This window comes from Pelagibius sp., assembly GCF_028281305.1.
Taxonomy (GTDB): domain Bacteria; phylum Pseudomonadota; class Alphaproteobacteria; order Kiloniellales; family Kiloniellaceae; genus Pelagibius.
In genome coordinates, this window is the sequence record NZ_JANQKD010000111.1 from 1 (window position 1) to 23,325 (window position 23,325).

The following is a 23,325-nucleotide window of genomic DNA, read 5'->3' on the forward strand; positions in this document are numbered from 1 at the left end:
GCCGGCTGATTGAGCACTGTCAGTCACAGGGCCGCGGCGTCTTTGTGGTGGCTGTCGAGAGCAATACCGAACCGTCCACGTTAGACGGCGTCGATCATCTTTGGGTCAAGCTGGGCCAGACCAAACGGGCCATGGATGCCTTCCGCAGTGCCGGCGTGGTCGAACTGGTCCTGATCGGGCCCGTCAAACGCCCATCGCTGTCCGAACTGCGGCCGGACGGCTACACCCTGAAGGCCCTGACAAAGCTCAAGTTCAACAGCCTCGGCGACGACGGCTTGCTGGGGGCTCTGGTCAAGACGCTGGAGCAGGAGGGCTTCACCGTCCGCGGCGTGGATGAGTTGATGGGAGATCTGCTTGCCGTCAAGGGGCCCTACGGCCGCCTTGTGCCGGATACGCAGGCCGAGGCCGACATTGCCCGCGGGGTAGCGGTTCTTCAGGCGATGGGGGCAGCCGATGTCGGGCAGGCGACCGTCATCCAGGACGGCATTGTTTTGGGCGTAGAAGCAATCGAGGGAACCGACGCCCTGCTGGAACGCTGCGGGCCGTTGAAGCGCAATGGCCCGGGAGGAGTCCTGGTCAAGCTCAGCAAGCCGGGGCAGGAGCGGCGGGCGGATCTCCCGACGGTTGGCGTCAAGACGGTCGAGGGCGCCGCTGCGGCAGGCCTGCGCGGCATCGCCATCGAAGCCGGCCACACGCTGGTGATCGACACCGATGCGGTTACCCGCGCCGCCGACCGCGCCGGACTCTTTCTGGTCGGGATCGACCGGCCGGCATGACTGCGTCAGAGGATGGACACGGTCCCGGCGGGAATGCAGGTCCGCTGATCTTCCTGATCGCCGGGGAGCCTTCGGGAGACGTTCTGGGCGCCCGCCTGATGACAGCGATCAAGGCCGAGCGCGGCGGAGTAGTGCGCTTTGCCGGTATCGGCGGCGAGGAAATGACGCGCGAAGGCCTGCAGAGCCTGTTTCCGATCCAGGAGTTTGCGGTCATGGGCTTCCTCGAGGTGCTGCCCCATGTTCTCCATATCGTCAAACGCATACGCCAGACCGTCGCCGCGGTCCGCGCGCAGCGCCCCGACATCGTGGTAACCATCGACTCGCCGTCGTTTACCTTGGAAGTCGCTCAGCGCCTGAAGGGTGCCGGTATGCCACTGGTCCACTACGTGGCGCCCCAGGTCTGGGCCTGGAAAGCCGGGCGCGCCAGGCGCATGGCGCGCTACCTGGACGCAGTTCTGGCCTTGCTTCCGTTCGAACCGCCGCTCTTCGAGGTTCACGGCCTGCGCGCGCGCTTTGTCGGCCATGCCGCCGTGGAGGGGGCGGCCGGCGAGAGTGAACGTCTGGCGGACCGCCCTGCGGCGCCGGGTGAGGGACCGCTGCTCGCCGTTCTCCCCGGCAGCCGCAAGGGCGAGGTGCGCAAGCTGCTGCCGGTCTTTGAGCAGACCGTTGCGGCCTTGGCTCGCAAGCACCCGGGCCTCCGGGTCGTGATGCCCACGGTCGAGACGGTGGACGCCGTGGTGCGGGAGGCAACGGCATCCTGGCCGGTTCCCGTGCAGGTGACGCGGGGCATGGAGGCTAAGCGCCGCGCCTTCGCCCTTGCGCAGGCGGCCATTGCCGCGTCGGGCACCGTCGCACTCGAACTGGCGGTGGCCGGCGTTCCGACGGTCATCGCCTACCGGCTGAGCGGGATCACCGGCTTGCTGCCGTTCCGATGGCTGGACGTGCCCTATGCGAGCCTGGTCAACATCATGGCCGACCGAATGGTGCAGCCGGAGCTTCTGCAGCGCGACTGCAGGACCGACAAGATTCTCGATGAAATCGATCGCCTGTTGAGCGATCCCGCAGCCCGCCATGCTCAGCGCGAAGCCTGCCTCGAGGTGGTGCGGGCCCTTCAGCCCGCATCGGGTGAGAGCCCAAGCCTCTGTGCGGCCCGCGAAGTGCTGGCCCTTCTGCCGCAAAAGGAAAAGGGCGCCTAGACACGAAGGTCCAAGCGCCCCTCTGATGCGTGCCGGTCCGCCTAGCGCTGGTCGAGCGGAACGTACTTGCGTTCGGTGTGGCCGTTGTAGAGCTGCCGCGGACGGCTGATCCGCTGGCTCGGATCCTCGATCATCTCCCGCCACTGCGCGACCCAGCCGACCGTGCGCGCCAGCGCGAAGAGCACCGTGAACATGGTCGTCGGGAAGCCCATGGCTTTCAGGATGATGCCGGAATAGAAGTCGACGTTGGGGAAGAGCTTCTTCTCGGCGAAGTACTCGTCCTCCAGTGCGATGCGCTCCAGCTCCATGGCAATGTCCAGAAGCGGGTCCTTGACCCCCAATTCGCCGAGAACCTCGTGGCAGGACTTCTGCATCACCTTGGCGCGCGGGTCGTAGTTTTTGTAGACCCGGTGACCGAAGCCCATCAGGCGGAAGGGATCGTCGCGGTCCTTGGCGCGCTCGATGAACTCGGGAATGCGGTCCTTGCTGCCGATCTCCTGCAGCATCTGCAGCACGGCTTCGTTGGCTCCGCCATGGGCCGGCCCCCAAAGCGAAGCGATGCCCGCGGCGATGCAGGCGAAGGGGTTCGCGTTGCTGGAGCCGGAGATGCGCACCGTGGAGGTCGACGCGTTCTGCTCGTGGTCGGCATGGAGGATGAAAATCCGGTCCATCGCGCGGGCCAGCACCGGGCTGATCTTGTATTCCTCGCAAGGAACCGAGAACACCATGTTGAGGAAGTTCTCGGCGTAGTTCAGATCGTTGCGCGGATAGACGAAGGGCTGGCCGATGGAGAACTTGTAGGCCATGGCCGCAATGGTCGGCATCTTGGCGATGAGCCGGTGGGAGGCGACCATGCGCTGGTGCGGATCGCTGATGTCCGTTGAGTCGTGATAGAACGCCGACATGGCACCGACCACGCCCACCATGATCGCCATGGGATGGGAGTCCCGCCGGAAGCCGCGGTAGAAGTAGTTCATCTGCTCATGCAGCATGGTGTGGTAGGTGATCGAGTGCTCGAAGGCGTCCTTTTCTTCGGCCTTCGGAAGCTCGCCGTGCAGCAGCAGATAGCAGACGTCCATAAAGTCGCTGTGCTCGGCCAGGTCCTCGATCATGTAACCGCGGTGCATCAGAATGCCGGCTTCGCCGTCAATGTAGGTGATGGCGGATTCACAACTTGCCGTTGAAGTAAAGCCCGGGTCATATGTGAAGCAGCCGGTCTCCGCATAGAGCCGGCGCACGTCAATGGCACGAGGCCCAACGGTTCCGCCGAGGATCGGAAGTTCCACGCTTTTGCCGGTGGAATTGTCGGTCACGGTGACGGTTTGGTTGGTACTGCTGTCGCGCGCTACATCGTTCATCTTCCCATCCCCATGACGTTCAGTAGGTGTACTCGTTTGGCCGGGAGCATAGAGAAACTGCGCCCTTCAATCAATTGCCGCGGTGCAGCAAGGGACCTAGGCCGTGCAGGCCTGATCGGCGATCCGGGCGAGGCACTCCTCGCGCCCCAGGATGTCCATAACCTCAAAGATCCCGGGTGAGGTATTCGACCCGGAAAGGGCAGCACGAAGCGGCTGTGCCGCATCGCCCAGTTTGCACCCCTCCGACTCAACGAAAGCGCGTACCGCGGATTCCAGTGCGGGTTCGCTCCATTCCTCGATCACGCTCAGAGCCGCCTGGAGACGGCCCAGCCGCTGTCGCGCTTCATCTTTGAGGATCTTCTCGGCCTTGGCATTCAGCGGAAGCGGCCGATCGATCACGTAGAACATAGCATTTTCGGCCAGTTCCACCAAATTCTTTGCCCGGGCGCGCAATCCCTCCATGCCGCGCTCAAGACGCGCGGCCGCGGCCGTCGAGAGCTTCCGCTCCATCTTCGCTTCGATGATCGGCCGCACGGCGTCGAGCAGCACCGCAGTGTCCGTCTCGCGCATGTAGACGCCATTGAGGTTGTCCAGCTTCACGAAGTCGAAGCGGGCCGGCGACTTTCCGACGCCGTCCAGATCGAACCAGCCGATGGCCTGCTCGGTGGAGATGATCTCGTCGTCGCCATGCCCCCAGCCGAGGCGCAGCAGGTAGTTGCGCAGAGCCGCCGGCAGGTAGCCCATGTCGCGGTAAGCTTCGACGCCGAGCGCGCCGTGTCGCTTGGAAAGCTTCGCGCCGTCCGCACCATGGATGAGCGGGATGTGGGCGAAGGCCGGCGGCTCCCAGCCCAGGGCGCGGTAGAGCTGCGTCTGCCGGAATGCGTTGGTCAGGTGGTCGTCACCGCGGATCACGTGCGTGACGCCCATGTCATGATCGTCGACCACGACGGAAAGCATATAGGTCGGGGTGCCGTCTGCGCGCAGCAGCACCATGTCGTCCAGCTGGTCGTTGGCAACGGTCACCGGGCCTTGGACCAGGTCCTCGATCTCGGTCTCTCCGGCTTGCGGCATTTTCAGGCGAATCACCGGGTCGACGCCGGGCGGCGCCTCCGCCGGGTCGCGGTCGCGCCAGCGGCCGTCGTAGCGCATCGGGCGGCCCTCGGCACGTGCAAGGGCGCGCATCTCCTCCAGCTCCTCCGGCGAGGCATAGCAACGGTAGGCCTTGCCGTCGGCGAGCAGCCGGCGGGCAAGCTCCGCGTGGTGTTCGGCCCGGGAGAACTGGAACACCACGTCGTCGTCCCAGTCCAACCCCAGCCAGCGCATGCCGTCCAGGATGGCGTCGATGGCCTCCTGGGTGGAGCGCTTGCGGTCTGTGTCCTCGATCCGAAGCCGGAACTTGCCGCCGTGATGCCGGGCGAACAGCCAGTTGAAGAGGGCGGTCCGGGCTCCGCCGATGTGGAGGAAGCCGGTGGGCGAAGGCGCGAAGCGCGTCACGACGGACGAAGGGGCTGCGTTCATATCTGCGGGGTTGGGTCCGAAACGATGGAAACTGTGGGCCGGGGTTTAGCACAGCGGCCCGGGCAGTCCAAACGGGCAGTTCTGCCCCGACCGAAGCCGCGGCGACTCCCTTTTTGCGTGTTCCCGGCCAGGGTCTATAATCGCAATCCGTTCACACGGCGGCAGGGCAGGGAGCAGGCAGGGGAAGCCAGTGGAGCCTATCGGCCAAGCGCGCAATGCGCCGTGGGACGCGTCCTGGAGGGATTTTGCATCCTGGCGTGGCTGGCAACGCCTTCTCGCCGCTGCTCACGCGGCTCTGCTGGCGGAGCGCGGGCGCTGGATTCTCTGGCTTCCCGTGTTCTTTGCCCTCGGCATCTCGCTCTACTTCGCTGCAGGACAGGAACCTGCGCTTTGGATCGGTCCGGGACTCAGCCTTGCGGCGCTTTCGCTCCTCTGGCGCTGCCGCGGTGCCGCTGGGGCGCGTCTCATGGTCCTGGCCCTGACGATGGTTTGCATCGGCTTTGCGACGGCCCAACTGCGCAGCGCCTGGGTCGAGGCGCCGCGGTTGGAAGGGTCCTGGGGTCCCGCCCAGCTCACCGGCGAAGTGCTTGAACTCGAGACCAGGCCAAGCGGCCGTCGCCTCCTGCTGAGGCCCCTGGCCATGGCAGGCCTCGCGGCGGAGAACCTGCCGGCGCGGATCCGCGTCACCGCCGTCACGACCGATGACGGGCTGAGTCCAGGTGACCTGGTGACCCTGCGCGCCAGGTTACGGCCGCCTTCGGCACCCACGATGCCCGGGAGCTTCGATTTCGCCCGTCAGGCCTACTTCCAGCAGTTGGGTGGGATCGGCTTCGCGCTCGGCCCGGTGCGCAGTGTCGACGCGGATCCTGCGCTCGAACCTCATCGGGCAGGAAGCCTGAGGCAGCGCTGGAGTCTGTTCTGGGCGGACGCCCGCCAACGCATCGCCGCGCGGATCCAAAGCCATCTGCCGGGCCAGTCCGGCGCGGTTGCTGCCGCCCTGGTAACGGGGCAGCGCTCGGCCCTTGCAGAGGAGACCCGCGAGAACATGCGGGCCGCGGGGCTTGCCCATCTGCTGGCGATCTCCGGGCTGCACATGGGGCTCGTGACCGGCCTGCTGTTCTTTGCGGTACGGGCGGGCCTTGCCCTGATCCCTGGACTGGCGCTGCGCAGGCCGATCAAAAAGTGGGCGGCCGTCGCCGCCGGCCTCGGGGGGCTGCTCTATCTCTGCCTTGTCGGCTTTACCATCCCGGCCCAGCGCGCGTTCATCATGGTCTCCATCGTCCTGCTGGCGGTGCTTCTGGACCGGCGCGCGATCTCGCTGCGGCTGGTCGCCTGGGCGGCCCTTGCCGTCCTGGTGGTCGCCCCCGAGAGCCTGGTCTCCGCAAGTTTCCAGATGTCGTTTGCTGCCGTCGTCGCCCTCGTCAGCGTCTACGAGGGCTGGGAGCGGTCTCCCGCTTCGCTGGAGATGCGCCGGCGCCTGGCGGGCCGGCTGGCCCTCTATGTGCTGGGGATCGCGCTGACCTCTCTGGTGGCGATCCTCGCGACCAGTGCCTTTGCCGCCTTTCATTTCCAGCGGCTGGCCGCCTTCGGCCTGCTGGCCAACCTCGTCGCCGTCCCTTTGACGGCCTTTGTCATAATGCCCGCGGCCGTGATCGGCATGCTTCTGATGCCTTTCGGGCTTGAGGCGCTGGGGTTCGTCCCCATGGGCTGGGGTATCGAGGCGCTGCTGTTCATCGCAGCCTGGGTTGCCGGACTCCCGGCGGCCCTGGCGCCGGTACCCCCGATGCCGCTGTGGGGACTCGTCTGCGTGACCCTGGGCGGGCTCTGGCTCTGCCTCTGGCGTGGGTCATGGCGGGTCTGGGGCCTGCCGCTGGCGATCGCCGGCGCGCTGTCGCCGGCGCTTTTCCAGCCGCCGGACCTGCTGGTCAGCGGCGACGGCCGGCTGGCCGCCCTGCGCGACGGCGAGCGCCGCCTTTGGGTGGCCGACCGCCGTGGCAACCGCTTCGTGATGGACTCCTGGCAGCGCGGCAGCTACGCCCGGGAAGTTATCCGCTGGCCCGGGGCAGGGCAGGCGGCGGAGGGGGCGCTCCACTGCGATCCGCTGGGCTGCCTCTATCGCAGAGAAGGGACGCTGCTGGCCATCTCCTGGGATCCGCGCGGCCTTGGCGCGGACTGTGCGGTGGCCGATGTCGTGGTCAGCCTGGAGCCTCTCAGACGCCAGGCCTGCGGCGGCCCGCAGGTGGTCATCGACCGCTTTGACCTCTGGCGGGAGGGCGCCCAGGCCTTTTGGCTGGACGGCGGTAACCTGCGCCGGACCACCGTGCTGGAGACGCAGGGCCTGCGGCCTTGGTCGGCCCTCAAAGACCGTCAGCGCTCAGAAAGGTAGACGTCAGTAGCGGCGCAGCAGGCCGACGAGGCGCCCCTGGATGGTGACCCGCTCCGGCGGGAAGATGCGGGTCTCGTAAGCCTGGTTGGCCGGCTCGAGGGCGATGGCGCCGCCCTTGCGGCGCAGGCGCTTCAGGGTCGCCTCTTCCTTGTCGATCAAAGCCACCACGATGGCCCCGTTGTCGGCGGAATCGCAGCGCTCGATCAAAACCGTGTCGCCGTCCAGAATGCCGGCATCCACCATGGAGTCACCATCGACCTCCAGGGCGTAGTGTTCGCCGGTGCCGATCATCGCCGAGGGCACGTCGACATGGGTGGAGTAGTCCCGCAGGGCCTCGATGGGCGTACCCGCGGCGATACGGCCGTAGAGCGGCAGCTGCAGGGCTTCGCTGTCGTTGGCGGGTTGGGCGCCGGGCAGGGAGCCGGAGAAGTCCCCCTGGATCACCCGCGGCGCAAAGCCCGGTTTCGGGTTTCCGATGACCGGTCCGGCATGATCCATACCCGTCTGGTCGAGCGCAGGCTGGCTGCTCGCCACCTGCGGCGCGGTGCCCAGATCCTCCGGCAGGCGCGTCACTTCGACCGCCCGGGCCCGATGCGGCAGGCGCTTGATGAAGCCGCGCTCCTCCAGGCCGGTGATCAGGCGATGGATGCCCGACTTCGACTTCAGCGCCAGCGCATCCTTCATCTCGTCGAAGGAGGGCGAGACGCCATGGCGCTGGAGATGCCCGTGGATGAACAGAAGTAGCTCGTGCTGCTTTTTCGTTAGCATTTGCTGCAAGACCCTCAGGGTGTCGTCTGCGGCACCGGTCACGACACAAGATATGGAACAAAACAAAAACCTCAGCACATGTTCTAGTTTGGTTCCTTTTTGTGGTCAAGAAATTTGTCGCGAGAACTACCTATGAGGTAGCGCACGATATCTATGGTTGCAAAAAGATAGCAAGTGCGGTCCCGGCCGGTCGTGCCCGGCGTGCAGCGATCTAACGCCCTAAAGCCCCTCCGCCAGACTGCGGAGTTCCAGCACCGGGACGAGGCTACCCTGCGCCGCCTCGGCAGCTTGCGGCGGCCGCAGGATCAGCCCGTCAGCTGCCGCCAGCATCGCCAGCATCGACGAATCCTGGGTGACGTAGGGGGTGGCGACCTTGCGGCCTTCGCCGTCAGTGGAGATCGTGGCCCTCAGGTAGTCCTGCCTGCGGTCGTTGGCCCGGAGATCCGCGCCCAGAACCATGGGTTCCACCGGATGTGCAGGCTCACGCCGCCCCTGCAGGCGGTGCAGCGCCGGGCGCGCGAAGAGGGTGGCGCAGACCAGGGCCGAGACGGGATTGCCGGGCAGGCCCAGCATCGGGGTTTCACCCAGCCGGCCGAACATCAAGGGCTTGCCCGGCCGCATGGCAATGCGCCAGAAATCGAGCTCCAGCCCTTCCTTCTGAAGCGCGGTCTGCACGAGATCGTGCTCACCGACCGAAGCGCCGCCGGCAGTGAGCAGCAGGTCCGCACCCTTGGCGCCCGCGGCCAAAGCGCCGAGTTGGTCGCTGCGGTCCGGCGCGATTCCCAGTTGGATCGGTTCGCCCCCGCAGGCCCGAACAAAAGCCGAGAGTGCGATGCCATTGGAGCTGACGATCTGTCCCGGCTTCAGGGGTTCCCCGGGCATCACCACTTCGTCGCCGGTGGAAAGGATGGCAACGCGGGGCCGTCGGCGGACCGGCACCCAGGGATGGTTCATCGCCGCGATCAGCCCGACGTCGCGGGCGGTGAGGGCCCGGCCGGCGCGCGGTCCCGGGTCGCCTTCTTTGAAATCCAGGCCGGCAGGCCGCACGTAGTGTCCCTCTGCGCAGCTTTCCTTCACCGTTACGGTGTCGCCGGACGCTTCGGTATCCTCCTGAATGACGATGGCATCGGCCCCGTCGGGCAGCAGCGCCCCGGTGAAGATGCGCACCGCCTCGCCGGGCCCGACCCGGCCGCCGAAAGGGTTCCCCGCCGGGGCGGCCCCGATCACCGTGAGATCGGCCGGCACCCGTGCCACATCGGCGGCCTGCACGGCATAGCCGTCCATTGCCGAAACGGCCTTGGGCGGCTGCGTCAGGCGCGCGTGGATATCTTCCGCCAGCACCCGGCCATAGGCCTCATTCACGCTGACGGTTTCCGCCGGTAGCGGCTGGAAGTGGTCGAGAATGCGGCCCAAGGCTTCTTCGACGGAGATCATCAAGAAGCCTCGTAGAGTCCTGATTTGCCGCCTTCTTTGCGAACCAAGCGAACGTCGGTGATACGCATGCCGCGGTCCACCGCCTTGCACATGTCGTAGACCGTGAGCGCAGCCACGCTGACCGCCGTCAGCGCCTCCATCTCCACCCCCGTCCGGCCCTTGAGCTTGCAGCGCGCGGTGATGTCGACGGCCGAGCGGGCCTCGTCCAAAGTGAGGTCGAGAGTGACCGAGGTCAGGGCCAGAGGGTGGCAGAGCGGGATCAGATCCGGTGTCCTCTTGGCCCCCATGATCCCGGCCAGGCGCGCTACGGAAAGCACGTCGCCCTTTTCCACGGCGCCGTCGCGGATCCGCGCCAGGGTCTCCGGCTGCATCACGATCGAACCCTTGGCAACGGCAACGCGTTCCGTCACGTCCTTGTCGGAGACATCGACCATCACGGCCTTGCCGTCTGCGTCGAAGTGGGTGAAGCCGCCCATCGTCCGCAGCCTAGGCGCCGGGCTCGAGAGGGGCCTCCGCGAGGGCGGCGGTGGCAGCGGTCACGTCGTCCTGACGCATCAGGGATTCGCCGATCAGAAAGGCCCGGGCGCCGGCCTTGGCCATGCGCTGCAGGTCCGCGGGCGCATAAAGGCCGCTTTCGGCGACCAGCAGACGATCTGGCGGCAGGCTCGGAGCCAGGGCCTCTGTCGTAGCAAGATCGACCGTCAGGGTCTTCAGGTTGCGGTTGTTGATGCCCAGCAGCGGCGAGCGTAGCTTGAGCGCGCGCTCCAGTTCCGCGCCGTCGTGAACCTCGATCAGAACGTCCATCCCCAGGTCCAGCGCGGCGGCTTCCAGTTCGGCGGCCTGATCGTCGCCGAGGGCGGCCATGATGAGCAGGATGCAGTCGGCACCCAGAGCGCGGGACTCGACGATCTGGTAGGGGTCCAGCATGAAATCCTTGCGCAGGCAGGGCAGGGCGACCGCCGCCCGCGCCGCCTGAAGGAAGGCGTCCGATCCCTGGAAGTAGGGTGCGTCGGTCAGGATGGAGAGGCAGGCGGCGCCACCGGCGCGATAGGCCTCGGCGAGGCGGGGCGGGTCAAAGTCTGCGCGGATCAAGCCCTTGCTCGGCGAGGCTTTCTTGATCTCGCAGATAAGGGCGAAGCGGCCCTCTGACGCCTTGCGTTCCAGGGCCTGGCGAAAGCCGCGCGGCGCTTCGGCGGCCCGCGCGCGGCTTTCCAGCTCCGCGAGGCTTACAGCCCGCTTTGCGGACGCGATGTGCTCCCGTTTGTCGGCGCAGATGCGTTGCAGAACGTCGCCGCCCGCCGCCGTCGCAGCCACGGTCATGGCGATACCTCCTCGTTGGTCACCCGCACTAGGCCCTCCAGCACCTTCATGGCCGCACCTTCGTCGATCGCCTCGGCGGCCATGGCAGCGCCTTCCTTCAGGTCGCCGGCGCGTCCGGCCACGATCAGCGCTGCGGCGCTGCCCAGCACCACAATATCGCGATAGGCGCCGGGCTCACCCAAAAGCAGCCCGCGCAGCTTGGCGGCGTTGTAATCGCGGTCGCCGCCGACGATCTGGTCCAGGGTCGCGGTGGGCAGGCCGGCGTCGGCCGGGCTGATTTCAAAGGTGGAGACTTTGCCGTCCTTGAGCTCGGCAACCTGGGTCGGTCCGAGGGTCGAGACCTCGTCCAGGCCGCCAGCGCCGTGGACCACCCAGGCACGCTCGTGGCCCAGGTCGCGCAGCACTTCTGCCAGAGGAACGATCCACTCCGGCGCAAAGACGCCGATCAATTGGCGGCGGACCTTGGCCGGGTTTGAGAGTGGCCCCAGAAGATTGAACAGGGTGCGCGTGCCCAGTTCTGCGCGGCTCGGGCCGACGTGGCGCATGGCGCTGTGGTGACGCTGGGCCATAAGAAAGCAGGTCCCCACCTCCGCAAGGGCCCGCTCCACAAGACGGAAGTCGGCTTCGATGTTGACCCCGAGCGCTTCCAGGACATCGCTGGCGCCGCTCTTGGAGGAGGCGGCGCGGTTGCCGTGCTTGGCGACCGGCACACCGCAGGCCGCGACGACGAACTGGCTGGCAGTCGAGATGTTGTAGGTGCCGCTGCCGTCGCCGCCGGTACCGCAGATGTCGATGGCACCCTCAGGGCGCTCGATGGTGGTCATCTTCGACCGCATCACGGTGGCGGCCCCGGTGATCTCCTCCACCGTCTCGCCGCGCACCCGAAGCGCCATCAGGAAGCCGCCCATCTGCGCCGGGGTGGCGTCGCCGGACATCATGATATCGAAGGCGGCCTCCGCCTCGCTGCGGCTCAGGCTCTGGCCGGCCGCTGCCTTGGCGATGAGATCCTTGAAGATCTGGGGACTGCCGCTCATGCCGGGATCCTGTAACGCATCGGAAAGGGCCGCGGGCCGCCGTCAGGCAGCGACGGCCTGGTCGGCAAGGCCCAGGAAGTTGCGCAGCAGCGCATGGCCCTGCTCCGAAGCGATGCTCTCGGGATGAAACTGAACGCCGTGAAGCGGCAGTTCGCGGTGCTGCAGCCCCATGATGACTCCGTCTTCCGTCTCCGCCGTGACCTCCAGCGTGTCGTGCGGGAAGCTCCCCGGATCTAGGGTCAGCGAATGGTAGCGTGTGCCGGTCAGTGGCGAGGGAAGGCCCGCGAAGACGCCCTGGCCCTTGTGCGTGATGGCGCTCAGCTTGCCGTGCATCGGCTCCGGTGCGCGCACCACCGCGGCGCCAAAGACCTGTCCGATAGCCTGGTGGCCGAGGCAGACACCGAGGACCGGCAGCGTGCCGGCGGCTGCCTTGACCAGATCCAGGCAGATGCCCGCGCGGTCGGGGTCGCAGGGACCCGGGGACAGAATGATCCCCTGAGGCTGAAGGGCGAGGGCTTCGGCGACGCTGACCTTGTCATTGCGCCGCACCTCGATCGTCGCACCCAGCTCTCCCAGGAAATGGTAGAGGTTGTAGGTGAAGCTGTCGTAGTTATCGATTAGCAAAAACATTTCAGATGCTTGCGCCGCTTCCCTGAGTGATCGCCTTGCTCTTTGGCTCTTCTTATAGCAGGTCGCCCAAGCCATCGGAAAGCGGTCAGATGCCTTCATTGCAGCTTCCAGCAGCTGGAAGGATTGCCTAGGATGGGCGGAGACAGATCGGTAAGGAATTCGGCCGTCAGGAGGCTCCCATGAACATCGGTGCTGCCGCCCGCCAGTCGGGGGTTCCGGCGAAGACTATCCGCTACTACGAGTCGGTCGGGCTGATCACGGCCGCGGAGCGGACGGCGGCCGGCTACCGTGTCTACAGCCAGAGCGACGTCGAGACCCTGCGTTTCGTCCAGCGGGCCCGCAGCCTTGGGTTTTCGGTGGAGGACGTGGGCAGCCTGCTCGCGCTCTGGCAGGACCGGGCGCGGAGCAGCGCCGAAGTGAAGGCTCTGGCCCGGCGCCGGGTCACCGACATCGACCGCAAGATCGCGGAGCTGACTGAGATGCGGGCCACCCTCAACGATCTCATGCGCCGCTGCCATGGTGATCAGCGGCCGGACTGCCCGATCCTTAATGGCCTGGCAGGGACCCGGGAGACTTCGGACTAGCCAGGCCCGGCCCACCTTGGCCAGAGCGCCGTCACCCTCGGGCTTCGTTAGCCCAGAGCTGGGTTAAACCAGAGCTTCGTTAACCATGCCGTGTTAGGGTCCGCCGGCCATGGTCCGAAACGATTCGAAACCGCCCCAAGCCCGCCGGAGCGACGCCGCCTGGAACATCGCCGCCGTGGCGGGTCTGCTCTGCATTGGCATCGTGGTCGGCGGGGTCGCGGGCGTGGTCCTCGACCGCAGCGGCCTCCTCGGCAGCCATGGACCCGACAGCGGTACTCCGTCGCTCACCGACCAAGCGGCGGACGCCACACCGGCGCAAGAGCGGGGAGAGGCCCGTTTGGCGCCCGTGCCAGCGGACGGCAGGCCGCCCGCCGCCTGGGAAGACGCCGTCGACCGGGAGGCGCTGGAGGCGGCCTTCCAGCGTGCCGCCGAGGAAGAGCCGGCAGCACGCGCGGAAGAACAAGCGGATGTCGATGAGAGGGCGGCGCTGCCGCCGGCTTTCAGCAGCGACCGAAGCCTTACCGAACCAGCAGCATGGCAGCTTCACGCCGTGGCGACCGCTCCCGACGCCGGTCGGCCGATGGTGGCCATCGTCCTCGACGACATCGGTGTGAACCGGCGCAATGCGCGGCGGGCCATTGCGCTCCCGGGGCCGCTGACGCTTGCCTTCATGACCTATGCGGAGGGCCTGCCGGACATGACTGCCGCGGCAAGGGCGGCGGGGCACGAGCTGATGCTCCATGTGCCCATGCAGCCGCGCAATCCCGACATTGATCCCGGCCCCAACGTCCTGGCCGAAGGCTTGCCGGCGGCGGAGCTGGCGCAGCGCCTGGCCTGGGGCCTCGATCGCTTCGAGGGCTACGTCGGGATCAACAATCACATGGGCAGCCGCTTTACCGCCTCGCCCGAAGGCATGGCCATGGTAATGGCTGAATTGAAGGCGCGGGGACTTCTGTTTCTCGACTCCCTGACGGCCAAGGAGTCCGTGGCCGGCAGCCTGGCGCGGCGTGCCGGCGTGCCGTTCGCGGAGCGGGACGTCTTTCTGGACAACGAGCCCAAGAACCGCCTGGCAATCGAGCGGCAGCTTGCGCTGCTCGAGCAGGTCGCACGGGACCGTGGCTATGCTGTCGGCATCGGGCATCCCCATCCGGCGACGGTTGAGGCGCTCGCGGCCTGGATCCCGGAGATGCGGGCCAGGGGCTTTGTCCTGGTTCCGATCTCTGCGGTGGTACGGCATCGGCTGGCGGTGGCCGGGCGCCGCAGCGGCGACGGCTGACGCCGCCCGCGCGCAGCTGCCGCAGCCTAGTTGTAGCGGGAGTGGATTTCCGCCTGGGTGCCGTCTTCGATCATGGCGGTGAGGGCGGCTTGCATGCGTGCCACGATGTCATCGGGGGTCTGCGGCGAACAGGCGATGGAGAAGACCTGCTCGTAGAGCACGGCCACGTCCTCCACCGGAGCGCCGTTACGCTGCAGCTGGTGGAAGTAGGATTCCGAGACCGCCATAAGGTCCACCCGGCCGTTCAAGAGCTTGCGCAGGGTGAGATCCAGATCGCGCGCCAGATCGATGTCGTTGAATCCGGCGTTGCGCAGCAGCTCAACGGTGTAGTCGCCGGTCTGCGTGCCGGTGCGATAGCCGGTCGCGCTCTCGACGTCCTGGGGGTTGATGCCTGACCCGGCGGCGCGGATCAGCAGCGTGCGCTCGAGCAGCAGGGGCTCCACCCATTTGAAGCGCTGATCGCGGTCCACGGTGTGGGCGGTCGTGAAGACGCAGGTCATCGGCTGGCTGCCGGCCAGGCCGATGGCCCGCGACCAGGGCAACAGCGTCATCTCGTAGGCGATGCCTGTTCTGCGCATGATCTCCCGGACCTGATCGGCGCCAAGCCCGGCGATCTCGCCGTCCTGCTCAAAGTTGAAGGGAGCGTACTGCTCGGTCGTCAGCTGAAGAACTTCGCTGGCCTTGGCCTGGCCACCGGCAAGCAGACCCGGGCCGAGAACAAAGGCTGAGAGCATAGCAACCGCGGCAAAGGCCTTGGACATCCGCATCATGACGTCTCTCCAGGTAAGCGTCTCTTGCTCCGGCCGGCGCGCGCTTCTGACCCCTCTACTGAGTTGAGTAAAGGCAAGTACACACCGTTGGCGTGATTAGAAACTACGGGATACGCGTAAATGGTTACTTAAGAGAAGACGGATACCGTTGCCCATGGGGCGCGGTGGTAAAGAAAAGATGTAGACAAAACCGCAGTGCCATAAGGGGAAAGTCTGAGGCCGTCGTCGAGAGCATGCAGCTCAAGCGTCTGAAACTTCCGGGCAATTCGATCCGGAACCGGATCGTGGTAACGGTGCTGGCGACAGTGGTGCTGGTGTCGATGCTGGGCACGGCATTGTCGGGCCGCGACCAGGCAACGCGACAGCTCAACGACCTGAAAGCGGAATCCCAGGTCCTTACCAGCGTCTTCGGCGACACCCTCTCGGACCCCTTGTGGGACTACGACTACGAAATGGTTCAGCAGCGGCTGGATCGTCTGGCGGCCACCGGTGCCATCACCGGAGCCCGCGTCTTCGACAATCAGGGTGAGAAGCTGGCCGAGGTGCTGGTCGACACCTTCGATCCGCAGGTCGCCGGCGACTATCTGGTCTTCGATCGCACTATCACGGCTGAGGGCGGCGAACGGGTCGGAACGCTTTTTCTTTGGGTTTCGACCGCCGGCGTCTCTTCGACTGTCTGGAGCGTGGTGCGCAACGATGCGACCACGGCGGCCACCCTGGCGGTGATCACAGCCGTTGTGGTCTTTCTTGGGATAAACCTGATCTCAGGTCCGCTATCTCGGGTCACGGCAGCGATGATCCGGATCGGCGAGGGGGCCTTCGACACGCCGGTTCCGGAGCGCGGCCGCGATGATGAGGTCAGCCGGATGGCCGAGGCGCTGGAGCGGCTGCGGCAAAAGGGCTTGCGCGTCGAACAGGTGGAGCGGGAACTGCGCCGCGCCAACGCCAATCTGGAACAGCGCGTCACCGAGCGGACGGCGGAGCTGGAGCGAGCGCGCCAGCAGGCGGTCGAAGCGAACCGGGCCAAGACTGAGTTTCTGGCCAACATGAGCCACGACCTGCGCACCCCGCTGAACGCCATCCTGGGCTTCAGCGAGATGATGCGCGCGCATGCCTTCGGCCCCCTGGGCGACCCGCGCTATGACGAGTACATCGAAGACATCCACCACAGCGGATCGCTGCTGATCAGCCTCATCAACGACCTGCTCGATATCTCGAAGGTGGAGGCGGGCAAGTACGAGCTGGTGGAGGAACCGGTCGACATGCGCGCCCTCATCGAAAGCTGCATCCGCCAGGTCGCCGCCGGCGCCGAGGCTGCCGGCCACCGGCTGAAAGCCGAGGTCGACGGGAAAGTACCCGTTCTCAGAGGTGACGAGAGGGTGCTGACGCAAATCCTCAACAACCTGCTCTCGAATGCGGTCAAATTCACGCCCGAAGGCGGCCTCATCCAGGTGAGGTCCTGGTGCGATGACAGCGACCGCGTCTTTCTCAGTGTCTCGGACAATGGGATCGGCATGACCAGCGAGGGCGTCAAGAAAGCCCTCAAGCCCTTCGAGCAGGCCCATAACCCACGCGCCCGGGAGCACAAGGGTACGGGCCTCGGCCTGCATCTCTGCGACAATTTCATGAAGCTGTTCGGCGGCGCCATGACGATCGAGAGCGCCCTTGGCGAGGGCACGACGGTGACGGTGAGCTTTCCGCCGGAACGTGCACTCCGCCAGAGGCGTCTGGCCTAGCCTGCTTCCAACGCCCGGCGCATGATCCAAAAGCCGGGCCTCACGCCTTCGTGGATCTCCGCCCCCAGCGCCTTGTAGAACGCCGGGATTTCGGTCCCCAGGTAAAGCTCCCGGCACCCGATGCGGGCCGCCTCGCCGAAGAGGCGTTGCACCAGCGCTGTGCCGATGCCCTGACCGCGGAGCTCCGGGGCGACGTAAAGCGCAGCCAGCCAGGGCGTGAGCTGCGGGCGGCTGTCGTCGTCGCAGACGATCAGATTGACCGTCCCTACCGGTCGGCCTTCGGTGGTCGCGAGGAGGGACAGGGGTATGCGGTCCGGGTCCCTGGCGTCAGCCAGCAGGGCTTCGAAGTGAGCAGGCGAATAGCCGGGCCGCCCAGCCCAGAAAGCCTCGTAGATCCAATCTGCAATCCGGGCACGATGGATTGGCAGCTCGAAGAGGTGGCAGATGGCCGGCGTACTCATGTCCTCGGCTGGTCGGTCCTGCCCAATGCGGCAAACCGCGCCGGGGTCAATCCATAGGCGGACTTGAACCAGCGGACAAGATGGGCCTGATCGGCAAAGCCGGCTTCAGCCGCCGCTGCGGCTGCCGGTACGCCGTCGTGGAGGCGGCGGCGTGCGAAGGCCAGCCGGCGCATGACCTGATAGCGGTGAGGGCTGGTGCCGGTGAACGCCCGGAACTGTCTGGCGAGCACGAAGCGGCTCAGCCCGGTGGCTCGCTCCAGCTCGTCGGAGCGAATGGTGCGGGGGAACTCGGCGTCCAGCAACTCGCGGGCGCGCTTCAGCGCTGAATGATCAAGACGCCGCGGTTGAAGGCGGTCGGCCGGACGGCCATCGAGCGCCATCAGTCCGGCGGCAAATGAAAGCATCAGGCCGTCCAGTGCCAGCGGAGCCGTATGTTCCTGAAAGGCTTCCCGCAAGGCCGCCGCGAGGGGCGACGACTGCGTCACCGCTTGCCGAACAAAGGGCAAGGGGCCGGGCCTTCCGGTGAGCGCCTCAGCCGCTTCGGCTATCTCCACCGGGTTCAGATAGGCCCCCCGATAGGCGAAGCCGGCTTCGGTGCCGGCCCGCCCATCGTGGGCTTCGTCGGGGTGGAGAACGACGATCTTCCCACCAAGGCTGCGTTCCTCGACGCCCCGATAGGAAAAGGCCTGCACGCCCAGCAGGGTCCGGCAGACCATGTAGGTATCGTGGCGGTGCCGGGCATAGGCCATCCCGGTGAACCGCGCCTCAACCAGCTCAAGACCCGGGGCTGCTGCGACGACCTTCAGACGGTCGCTGCACGGACGTTCAAGACCCCGACCGGCCGATCTGATTGGCTCGTCAGTCATACCGTCAGTCTAATCGTTCTTGCTGCGTCTTTGGATGGCCGCGTCATGCAAACCGAACAGGCCCTTGCAGCCTTTGTGTTCTCTCTCGTTGCTGCCGGCACACCCGGTCCCAGCAACGTCCTCCTGACGGCCGCGGGCGCCAACCTGGGGATAGTGCGTGGTCTGCGAACGGTGTTCGGCGTCGGCCTCAGCATGGGCTTGATGCTCTTCCTGGTCGCCTTCGGGCTTGGCGGATTTCTGCTCGACAGTCCGAGAGCCCTTGAGATGCTCCGTTGGGGTGGCACAGCATTCCTGCTCTGGCTGGCCTTCAAGATCGCCACAGCCGGCCCGCAGTCCGGGGAGCAACCGCTCCGCGCCTTCGGATTCTGGCCCGCCGCGGCCCTTCAATGGGTGAACCCGAAGTCCTGGCTTGTGTCGGCCAGTGCGGCGGCGACCTTTTTGGACCCTGTTGCTTCAAACGCGGGGCTGGCTGCGCTTACCCTGACGCTCGTCTTCCTGACGGCGGCGCTCCCGTGCTGTCTGGCCTGGCTCAGCTTTGGGGCGGTGATGCAGCAGGTCCTGAAGAAAGGCCGGCAAAGACGCGCGTTCAATATGGCCATGGGCGGGCTGCTGGCCGCCTCTGTGATCTGGATGATCCGCTGATGGACCGCGTGGGATGCTCGGTCGCATGGCGATCAAAATGAAAGGGGCCGCATCGCTGCGGCCCCCCATGAGCTGGTGAGTCTTAGGGCCCCGAAACGGGGTCCCGCTCCGAAGGTGTCATGCGTCGAACGAAGGCTGCTCCGTCAAACCCATTGAACATCCAAGGCCTTCAGACTTCACCGAAATCTCATGAGACATTGGATCACCTCCTTTCAGCTGTTGAAACAGGACTGCGACTATCGCCCTGATTCGCGGCAGGCGGCAAGAAAAATCCACCGAACGTTACAATTATATAAATACAATCAATAGGCTAGGCGGCCTGCCAGGTCGTCGAAGGGGATGCAAACGGCTGTGACATAGGCCGGCCGCGCCTGCAGCCGCTCGTACCAGGCGGCCAGATTCGGCAGCTTCGGGCGTTCGATCGGCATGTGGTACCAGCGGTAGAGGGTCATGCCGGCGCCGACGTCGGCCAGGCTGAAGTCCGCACCGGCAAGCCAGGGGCGCCCGGCAAGCTCGCGGTCCAGAAGCGCAAGCCGCTCGGCGGTACGAGTGCGGCGGGCCTCGATCCCCACCGGGTCCTGATCCTCCTCGGGCGTGCGCACGCGCATCCAGAAGAGGTCGATCCAGTCCCGGTAGAGCGTGGCGTTGGCCCAGGCCAGCCACTGATCGACAGCGGCCCGCTGCGCCGGGTCCGCCGACCAGAGGCCGCCGTTGCCATGGCGGGCGGCGAGGTAGCGGATGATGGCATCGCTCTCCCAGACCACCGTCTTGCCGTCGCGCAGGGTCGGCACCTTGCCGTGCGGGTTCATGGCCCGGTAGGCCGGATCGTCGAGGCCGCCGAATTCACCGCCGGCATCGATCCGCCGATAAGGAAGACCCAACTCCTCGAGCACCCAGACCGCCTTCTGCACGTTGCAGGAGGAGATCCTTCCCCAGAGCGTCAGATCGGCCATCACAGACCCTTTCGCAGCAGGCCGGCTATGGCGCGCTAGTTCCCCCGCCGCGCCGCGAAACGCACGGCTTCCTCGGCCGAGCGCAGCAGGGCACGGGCCTTGTTCCAGCTCTCCTGGTACTCCGCTTCCGGCACGCTGTCGGCGACGATGCCGCCGCCGGCCTGGATGTGCATCACCTCGTCCTTCACGACGGCGGTCCTCAGCGCGATGCAGGTGTCCATGGACCCGCCGGCGCCGAAGTAGCCGACGCAGCCGCCGTAGACGCCGCGGCGCTCCGGCTCCAGTTCGTCGATGATCTCCATGGCCCGGACCTTGGGCGCGCCGGAGACGGTGCCGGCCGGAAATCCGGCGATCAGGGCGTCCATGGCGTCCTTGCCCTCGGCGATGCGGCCTTCGACGTTGGAGACGATGTGCATGACGTGGCTGTAGAGCTCGATCACCATCTTCTCGGTGACCTTCACGCTGCCGATTTCGGCAACACGGCCAACGTCGTTGCGCCCGAGATCCAGCAGCATCAGGTGCTCGGCCAGCTCCTTGGGGTCGGCCAGCAGCTCCTCGGACAGCGCGCGGTCCTCCTCGGCGTTGGCGCCGCGCGGCCGGGTGCCGGCGATGGGCCGGATGGTCACGCTGTCGTCGCGAAGGCGAACCAGGATCTCGGGGCTCGAGGCGACGATGGCAAAGCCACCGAAGTCGATGAAGACCAGGAAGGGCGAGGGATTGAGCCGCCGCAGCGCGCGATAGAGCGCGAAGGGCGGCAGCTTGAAGGGCAGGGAGAACCGCTGGGACAGCACCGCCTGGAAGATGTCGCCGGCCAGGATGTACTCCTTGGCTTTGGCGACCATGGCGTGGAAAGCCTCGCGGGTCATGTTGGACGCGGGCTCCGGCAGGCTGTCCAGCTCGGCGATGACGTCGCGGCGCTGGGGCAGGGCCCGCTCGAAGTCCTGCGCCACGTCGGCGAGGCGCTCGCAGGCCTGGGCATAGGCCGCCCGGGCCGAAACATCGCCGCGCGGCCAAACCGGAGTGAAGAGGGTCACCTGGTCCTCCACGCGGTCGAAGACGGCGATGACCGTGGGGCGGATGAACATGCCGTCAGGCAGATCCAGGGGCTGCGGGTTGTCGTCCGGCAGCTCTTCCATCAGCCGTACGGTATCGTAGCCCATGTAACCGAACAGGCCGGAAGCCATCGGCGGCAACCCTTCCGGCAGGTCGATACGGCTTTCGTCGATGAGGGCGCGCAGGCTCTCCAGCACCGGCGCGTCGAGCGGCACGAAGCCGTCCGGGTCAAAACGCGCCTGGCGGTTGATCTCGGCCCGCTCGCCCTGGCAACGCCAGATCAGGTCCGGGCGCATGCCGAGAAAGGAGTAGCGCCCGATAATCGATCCGCCCTCGACGGACTCGAAGAGGAATGAGTTTGCCTTGCCCTCGGCAAGCTTCAGGAAGGCGGAGACGGGGGTTTCAAGATCGGCGATCAGGACGGTCTGGACGACCTGCGCCCGGCCAGCCGCGTAGCCCGCCTCGAAGGCGGTAAAGTCGGGTATCGTCTGCATGGCGCGGTCTAATAGGCCGCGCCGGTGAGCGTCTCGTCGATCAGGCGCTGATTGACCGTGACGTCCAGCTCGCTTTCCAGCGATGCCAGAAACTGCTGAAAGATGTCGTCCCGGATCGACCCGGCAAGCTGGTCGGAAAGCTGCTCGAGGCGCGCGTCCTGACCTTCTGCTTCCGCACCCTGGACCTCGACGAGACGCGCAACGATCTGGCTTCCCGGCATCGGAACCAGCGTGACTTCGCCCGCCGCGACCTCGAAGAGCTGCTGCGAGAGCGCGGGCGCGGGCGTGCGCGCGGGGTCGGTTTCAAAGCGGGTGATGGTTTCCGTCCGCTGCAGCGGCAGCCCTTCGGCCTCCGCCACGGCAGCGAAGTCCTCGCCGTTGCGCAGCCGATCGGCCACCGCCTCGGCTTTCTCCTGGCCCATGCGGCCGAGTTCGCGTGCCTTCCAGAGGCTGACGACATCGTCGCGGACCTCCTCGAGCGGGCGCAGCTCCGCCGGGATTTCACCGTCGACACGCAGAATGAAATAGTCGCCGTCCAGAGTCTCCGTCAGCAGGCTGGTGTCGCCGATAGCCGTGGTGCGGAGGAGCTCGAGAAACTCGTCGAGGGCGGGCAGTCTTTCGACCAGGTTGCCGGCGGTGTTGCGGCCCTGGCTGTCGATGGCATCGATCCGGCGCGCCTCGATCCCAAGGGTCGCGGCTGCGTCTTCGATGGCGATGCCGCCGGCAATGGCCTCGTCGTAGCGGTTGGCCTGCTCAATGACGAGGTCGATCGCCTGGGCCTGCGCGATCTCCTCGCTGAGCCGGCCACGGAGATCTTCGAGCTCGGCCTCCTGGCCTTCCTCAACCTCGTTGACGACCGCAACGTGCCAGCCGAGCGGACTCTGGATCGGCGCGCTCGGCCTGCCGGGCTCCAGTTCGAAGACCGGACCGCCGAGTTCGGCCGGCAGAGCCGACTGCGGGATGAACCCCAGAGAGACCGGGGCGCGGCCCGTCGCGGCCTCAGCCGCTGCGGCAAAGTCAGCCCCCTCCACAAGCCGGTCGACCAGAGCCTGAGCGGCGGCTTCGTCCGGCAGCACGGCCTGGACCACATCGCGCCGCTCGGGCTGGGAGAGCTCGTCGCGGCGTGCCTCAAACTCCTCGAGCAGCACCTCTTCGGACACCGCGATCCCCTGCATCGCATCGGCGACACGCAGGTGGACCAGGGTGATCTCCTTGTAGTCCGGGGTCATGAAGCTGCCCGAAGCGCTTTCATAGGTCTCCTGGACCGCCGCCTCGTCCGGCTCACCCGGTTCGCCCAGGCTGTCATTCGGGATGATCAGATAGTCGGCGATGCGTCGCTCCTCGCGGTAGGCGAAGAGGCGTTCGGTGATGCTCTGCGGCGCGACCGCCGCCTCCGTCACCGCCTGGGTCAGCTGCTGGCGCTTGGTGTCGCCGGAAAGGATGGCCAGAAACTGCGCTTCGCTCATCCCGCTGAACTGGAGGGCCTGGGCAAAGCGGTTGCGGTCGAAGTCCCCGGTCGGGCCCTGGAAGGTCGGGTTGTCCAGGATCTGCGAACGCATCTGCTCTTCGGTGATCATCAGGCCCAGTTCGTTCGCCGCCTCGTCGAGCAGCGCCCGGCTGATCATGCGGTTGAGCACCTGCTGCGGAATGCCGAAGGCCCGCGCCTGTTCGGGGGTGAGCTGAGTCCCGAAGCGCTGGCTCATGGTGGCGATCTCGCGGGATAGCTCCTGGCTGAAGCTGCGCTGGTCGATCAGCGTGTCGCCCACCGCTGCGATGCTCTGGTTGTGACCCTGGGGCCGGAAGATGTCGCCGATGCCCCAGACCGCAAAGCTGAGAATCAACAGTGCGAACAGGGGGAACATCACGATCTTGACGATAAGCTTCTGGTTTTTCATCGCTTGCGCCTGGGTCTTCCGTTGGGGGCCGTATGCTCGGGTTTCGGCGGCTGTGAAAGCGGCGGCAGTTTAGAAACCCGCCCCCAGGCGGGCAACAGGCAAATCCGGCTCTTCTCAGACACTTGAAGCGGTGCGGGCGGCGGCTGCATGCGACCGCCATCGATAGCCAGGGATC

The 23,325-nt window shown here is 66.5% G+C and carries 21 protein-coding genes; 7 read left to right on the forward strand and 14 right to left on the reverse strand.

Annotated features, from left to right (window positions below):
* Nucleotides 1–776 (forward strand): LpxI family protein (locus Q0982_RS21090; RefSeq protein ID WP_299399403.1); only part of this gene is annotated, 776 nt, incomplete at its 5' end.
* Nucleotides 773–1,972: a lipid-A-disaccharide synthase gene (lpxB, locus tag Q0982_RS21095; protein WP_299399406.1), complete on the forward strand. Its 1,200-nt coding sequence runs from the start codon at nt 773–775 to the stop codon at nt 1,970–1,972. The genes Q0982_RS21090 and lpxB, both read left to right, overlap by 4 nt.
* A 41-nt stretch (nt 1,973–2,013) precedes the next feature.
* Here lpxB and Q0982_RS21100 read toward each other — a convergent pair whose 3' ends face one another.
* Together Q0982_RS21100 and gltX are read right to left on the reverse strand one after the other, a co-directional pair.
* Nucleotides 2,014–3,330 carry a citrate synthase gene (locus Q0982_RS21100; protein ID WP_299399408.1) on the reverse strand — a complete coding sequence of 439 codons (1,317 nt, stop codon included), beginning with the start codon at nt 3,328–3,330 and terminating at the stop codon, nt 2,014–2,016.
* 96 nt (nt 3,331–3,426) lie between these two features.
* Nucleotides 3,427–4,848, reverse strand: a complete 1,422-nt coding sequence (gene gltX / locus Q0982_RS21105) for a glutamate--tRNA ligase (RefSeq protein ID WP_299399411.1) — start codon at nt 4,846–4,848, stop codon at nt 3,427–3,429.
* A 190-nt stretch (nt 4,849–5,038) separates the two neighbouring features.
* Between gltX and Q0982_RS21110 the strand changes: the two genes are divergently transcribed.
* A complete protein-coding gene (locus Q0982_RS21110) occupies nt 5,039–7,234 on the forward strand; it encodes a ComEC/Rec2 family competence protein (protein WP_299399414.1) in 2,196 nt (731 codons plus the stop codon).
* Between the two features lie 3 nt (nt 7,235–7,237).
* Here Q0982_RS21110 and lexA read toward each other — a convergent pair whose 3' ends face one another.
* The 6 genes from lexA to Q0982_RS21140 all read right to left on the reverse strand — a co-directional run bounded on the left by lexA (nt 7,238) and on the right by Q0982_RS21140 (nt 12,420).
* On the reverse strand, nt 7,238–8,002 hold the full coding sequence (gene lexA / locus Q0982_RS21115) for a transcriptional repressor LexA (protein WP_299399416.1): 765 nt from the start codon (nt 8,000–8,002) through the stop codon (nt 7,238–7,240).
* Nucleotides 8,003–8,221: 219 nt separating this feature from the next.
* The gene (gene glp, locus Q0982_RS21120) at nt 8,222–9,436 is read right to left on the reverse strand and encodes a gephyrin-like molybdotransferase Glp (protein ID WP_299399419.1); all 1,215 of its coding nucleotides are present in this window, start codon (nt 9,434–9,436) and stop codon (nt 8,222–8,224) included.
* A complete protein-coding gene (gene moaC, locus Q0982_RS21125; RefSeq protein WP_299399421.1) occupies nt 9,436–9,912 on the reverse strand; it encodes a cyclic pyranopterin monophosphate synthase MoaC in 477 nt (158 codons plus the stop codon). Before moaC ends, glp begins: the two co-directional genes overlap by 1 nt.
* Nucleotides 9,913–9,922: 10 nt before the next feature.
* Nucleotides 9,923–10,756 (reverse strand): indole-3-glycerol phosphate synthase TrpC, encoded by an 834-nt coding sequence (gene trpC / locus Q0982_RS21130; protein ID WP_299399424.1) that lies wholly within the window; start codon nt 10,754–10,756, stop codon nt 9,923–9,925.
* On the reverse strand, nt 10,753–11,790 hold the full coding sequence (gene trpD, locus Q0982_RS21135; protein WP_299399426.1) for an anthranilate phosphoribosyltransferase: 1,038 nt from the start codon (nt 11,788–11,790) through the stop codon (nt 10,753–10,755). The genes trpC and trpD overlap by 4 nt, the downstream gene beginning before the upstream one ends.
* 42 nt (nt 11,791–11,832) lie before the next feature.
* Entirely contained in the window at nt 11,833–12,420 is a 588-nt protein-coding gene (locus Q0982_RS21140; RefSeq protein WP_299399429.1) for an aminodeoxychorismate/anthranilate synthase component II, read from the reverse strand.
* A 179-nt stretch (nt 12,421–12,599) separates the two neighbouring features.
* On the opposite strand from Q0982_RS21140, the gene cueR reads away from it, so the two are divergent.
* A complete protein-coding gene (cueR, locus tag Q0982_RS21145; protein WP_299399432.1) occupies nt 12,600–13,004 on the forward strand; it encodes a Cu(I)-responsive transcriptional regulator in 405 nt (134 codons plus the stop codon).
* A 109-nt stretch (nt 13,005–13,113) separates the two neighbouring features.
* Entirely contained in the window at nt 13,114–14,280 is a 1,167-nt protein-coding gene (locus Q0982_RS21150; protein WP_299399435.1) for a divergent polysaccharide deacetylase family protein, read from the forward strand.
* A 26-nt stretch (nt 14,281–14,306) separates the two neighbouring features.
* Here the strand turns inward: Q0982_RS21150 and Q0982_RS21155 are convergent, their stop codons facing one another.
* Complete coding sequence (locus Q0982_RS21155) at nt 14,307–15,050, reverse strand: ABC transporter substrate-binding protein (RefSeq protein WP_299399437.1); 744 nt, start codon at nt 15,048–15,050, stop codon at nt 14,307–14,309.
* A 233-nt stretch (nt 15,051–15,283) separates the two neighbouring features.
* Between Q0982_RS21155 and Q0982_RS21160 the strand changes: the two genes are divergently transcribed.
* Entirely contained in the window at nt 15,284–16,786 is a 1,503-nt protein-coding gene (locus Q0982_RS21160; RefSeq protein WP_299399439.1) for an ATP-binding protein, read from the forward strand.
* On the opposite strand, the gene Q0982_RS21165 is transcribed toward Q0982_RS21160, so the two are convergent.
* Together Q0982_RS21165 and Q0982_RS21170 are read right to left on the reverse strand one after the other, a co-directional pair.
* Nucleotides 16,783–17,247 (reverse strand): GNAT family N-acetyltransferase, encoded by a 465-nt coding sequence (locus Q0982_RS21165; protein WP_299399442.1) that lies wholly within the window; start codon nt 17,245–17,247, stop codon nt 16,783–16,785. The genes Q0982_RS21160 and Q0982_RS21165 overlap by 4 nt on opposite strands.
* On the reverse strand, nt 17,244–17,996 hold the full coding sequence (locus Q0982_RS21170; protein ID WP_299399445.1) for an AraC family transcriptional regulator: 753 nt from the start codon (nt 17,994–17,996) through the stop codon (nt 17,244–17,246). Before Q0982_RS21170 ends, Q0982_RS21165 begins: the two co-directional genes overlap by 4 nt.
* Here Q0982_RS21170 and Q0982_RS21175 point away from each other — a divergent pair.
* Complete coding sequence (locus Q0982_RS21175) at nt 17,973–18,755, forward strand: LysE family translocator (RefSeq protein ID WP_299399446.1); 783 nt, start codon at nt 17,973–17,975, stop codon at nt 18,753–18,755. The two genes, Q0982_RS21170 and Q0982_RS21175, sit on opposite strands and share 24 nt — an antisense overlap.
* 302 nt (nt 18,756–19,057) lie before the next feature.
* Here Q0982_RS21175 and Q0982_RS21180 read toward each other — a convergent pair whose 3' ends face one another.
* The 3 genes from Q0982_RS21180 to Q0982_RS21190 are packed head-to-tail and all read right to left on the reverse strand — an operon-like array spanning nt 19,058 to nt 23,150.
* Nucleotides 19,058–19,708, reverse strand: a complete 651-nt coding sequence (locus Q0982_RS21180; protein ID WP_299399448.1) for a glutathione S-transferase family protein — start codon at nt 19,706–19,708, stop codon at nt 19,058–19,060.
* Nucleotides 19,709–19,743: 35 nt separating this feature from the next.
* Nucleotides 19,744–21,255: an anthranilate synthase component I gene (trpE, locus tag Q0982_RS21185; RefSeq protein ID WP_299399449.1), complete on the reverse strand. Its 1,512-nt coding sequence runs from the start codon at nt 21,253–21,255 to the stop codon at nt 19,744–19,746.
* An 8-nt stretch (nt 21,256–21,263) separates the two neighbouring features.
* Nucleotides 21,264–23,150, reverse strand: a complete 1,887-nt coding sequence (locus tag Q0982_RS21190) for a SurA N-terminal domain-containing protein (protein ID WP_299399450.1) — start codon at nt 23,148–23,150, stop codon at nt 21,264–21,266.
* Between the last annotated feature and the right edge of the window lie 175 nt (nt 23,151–23,325).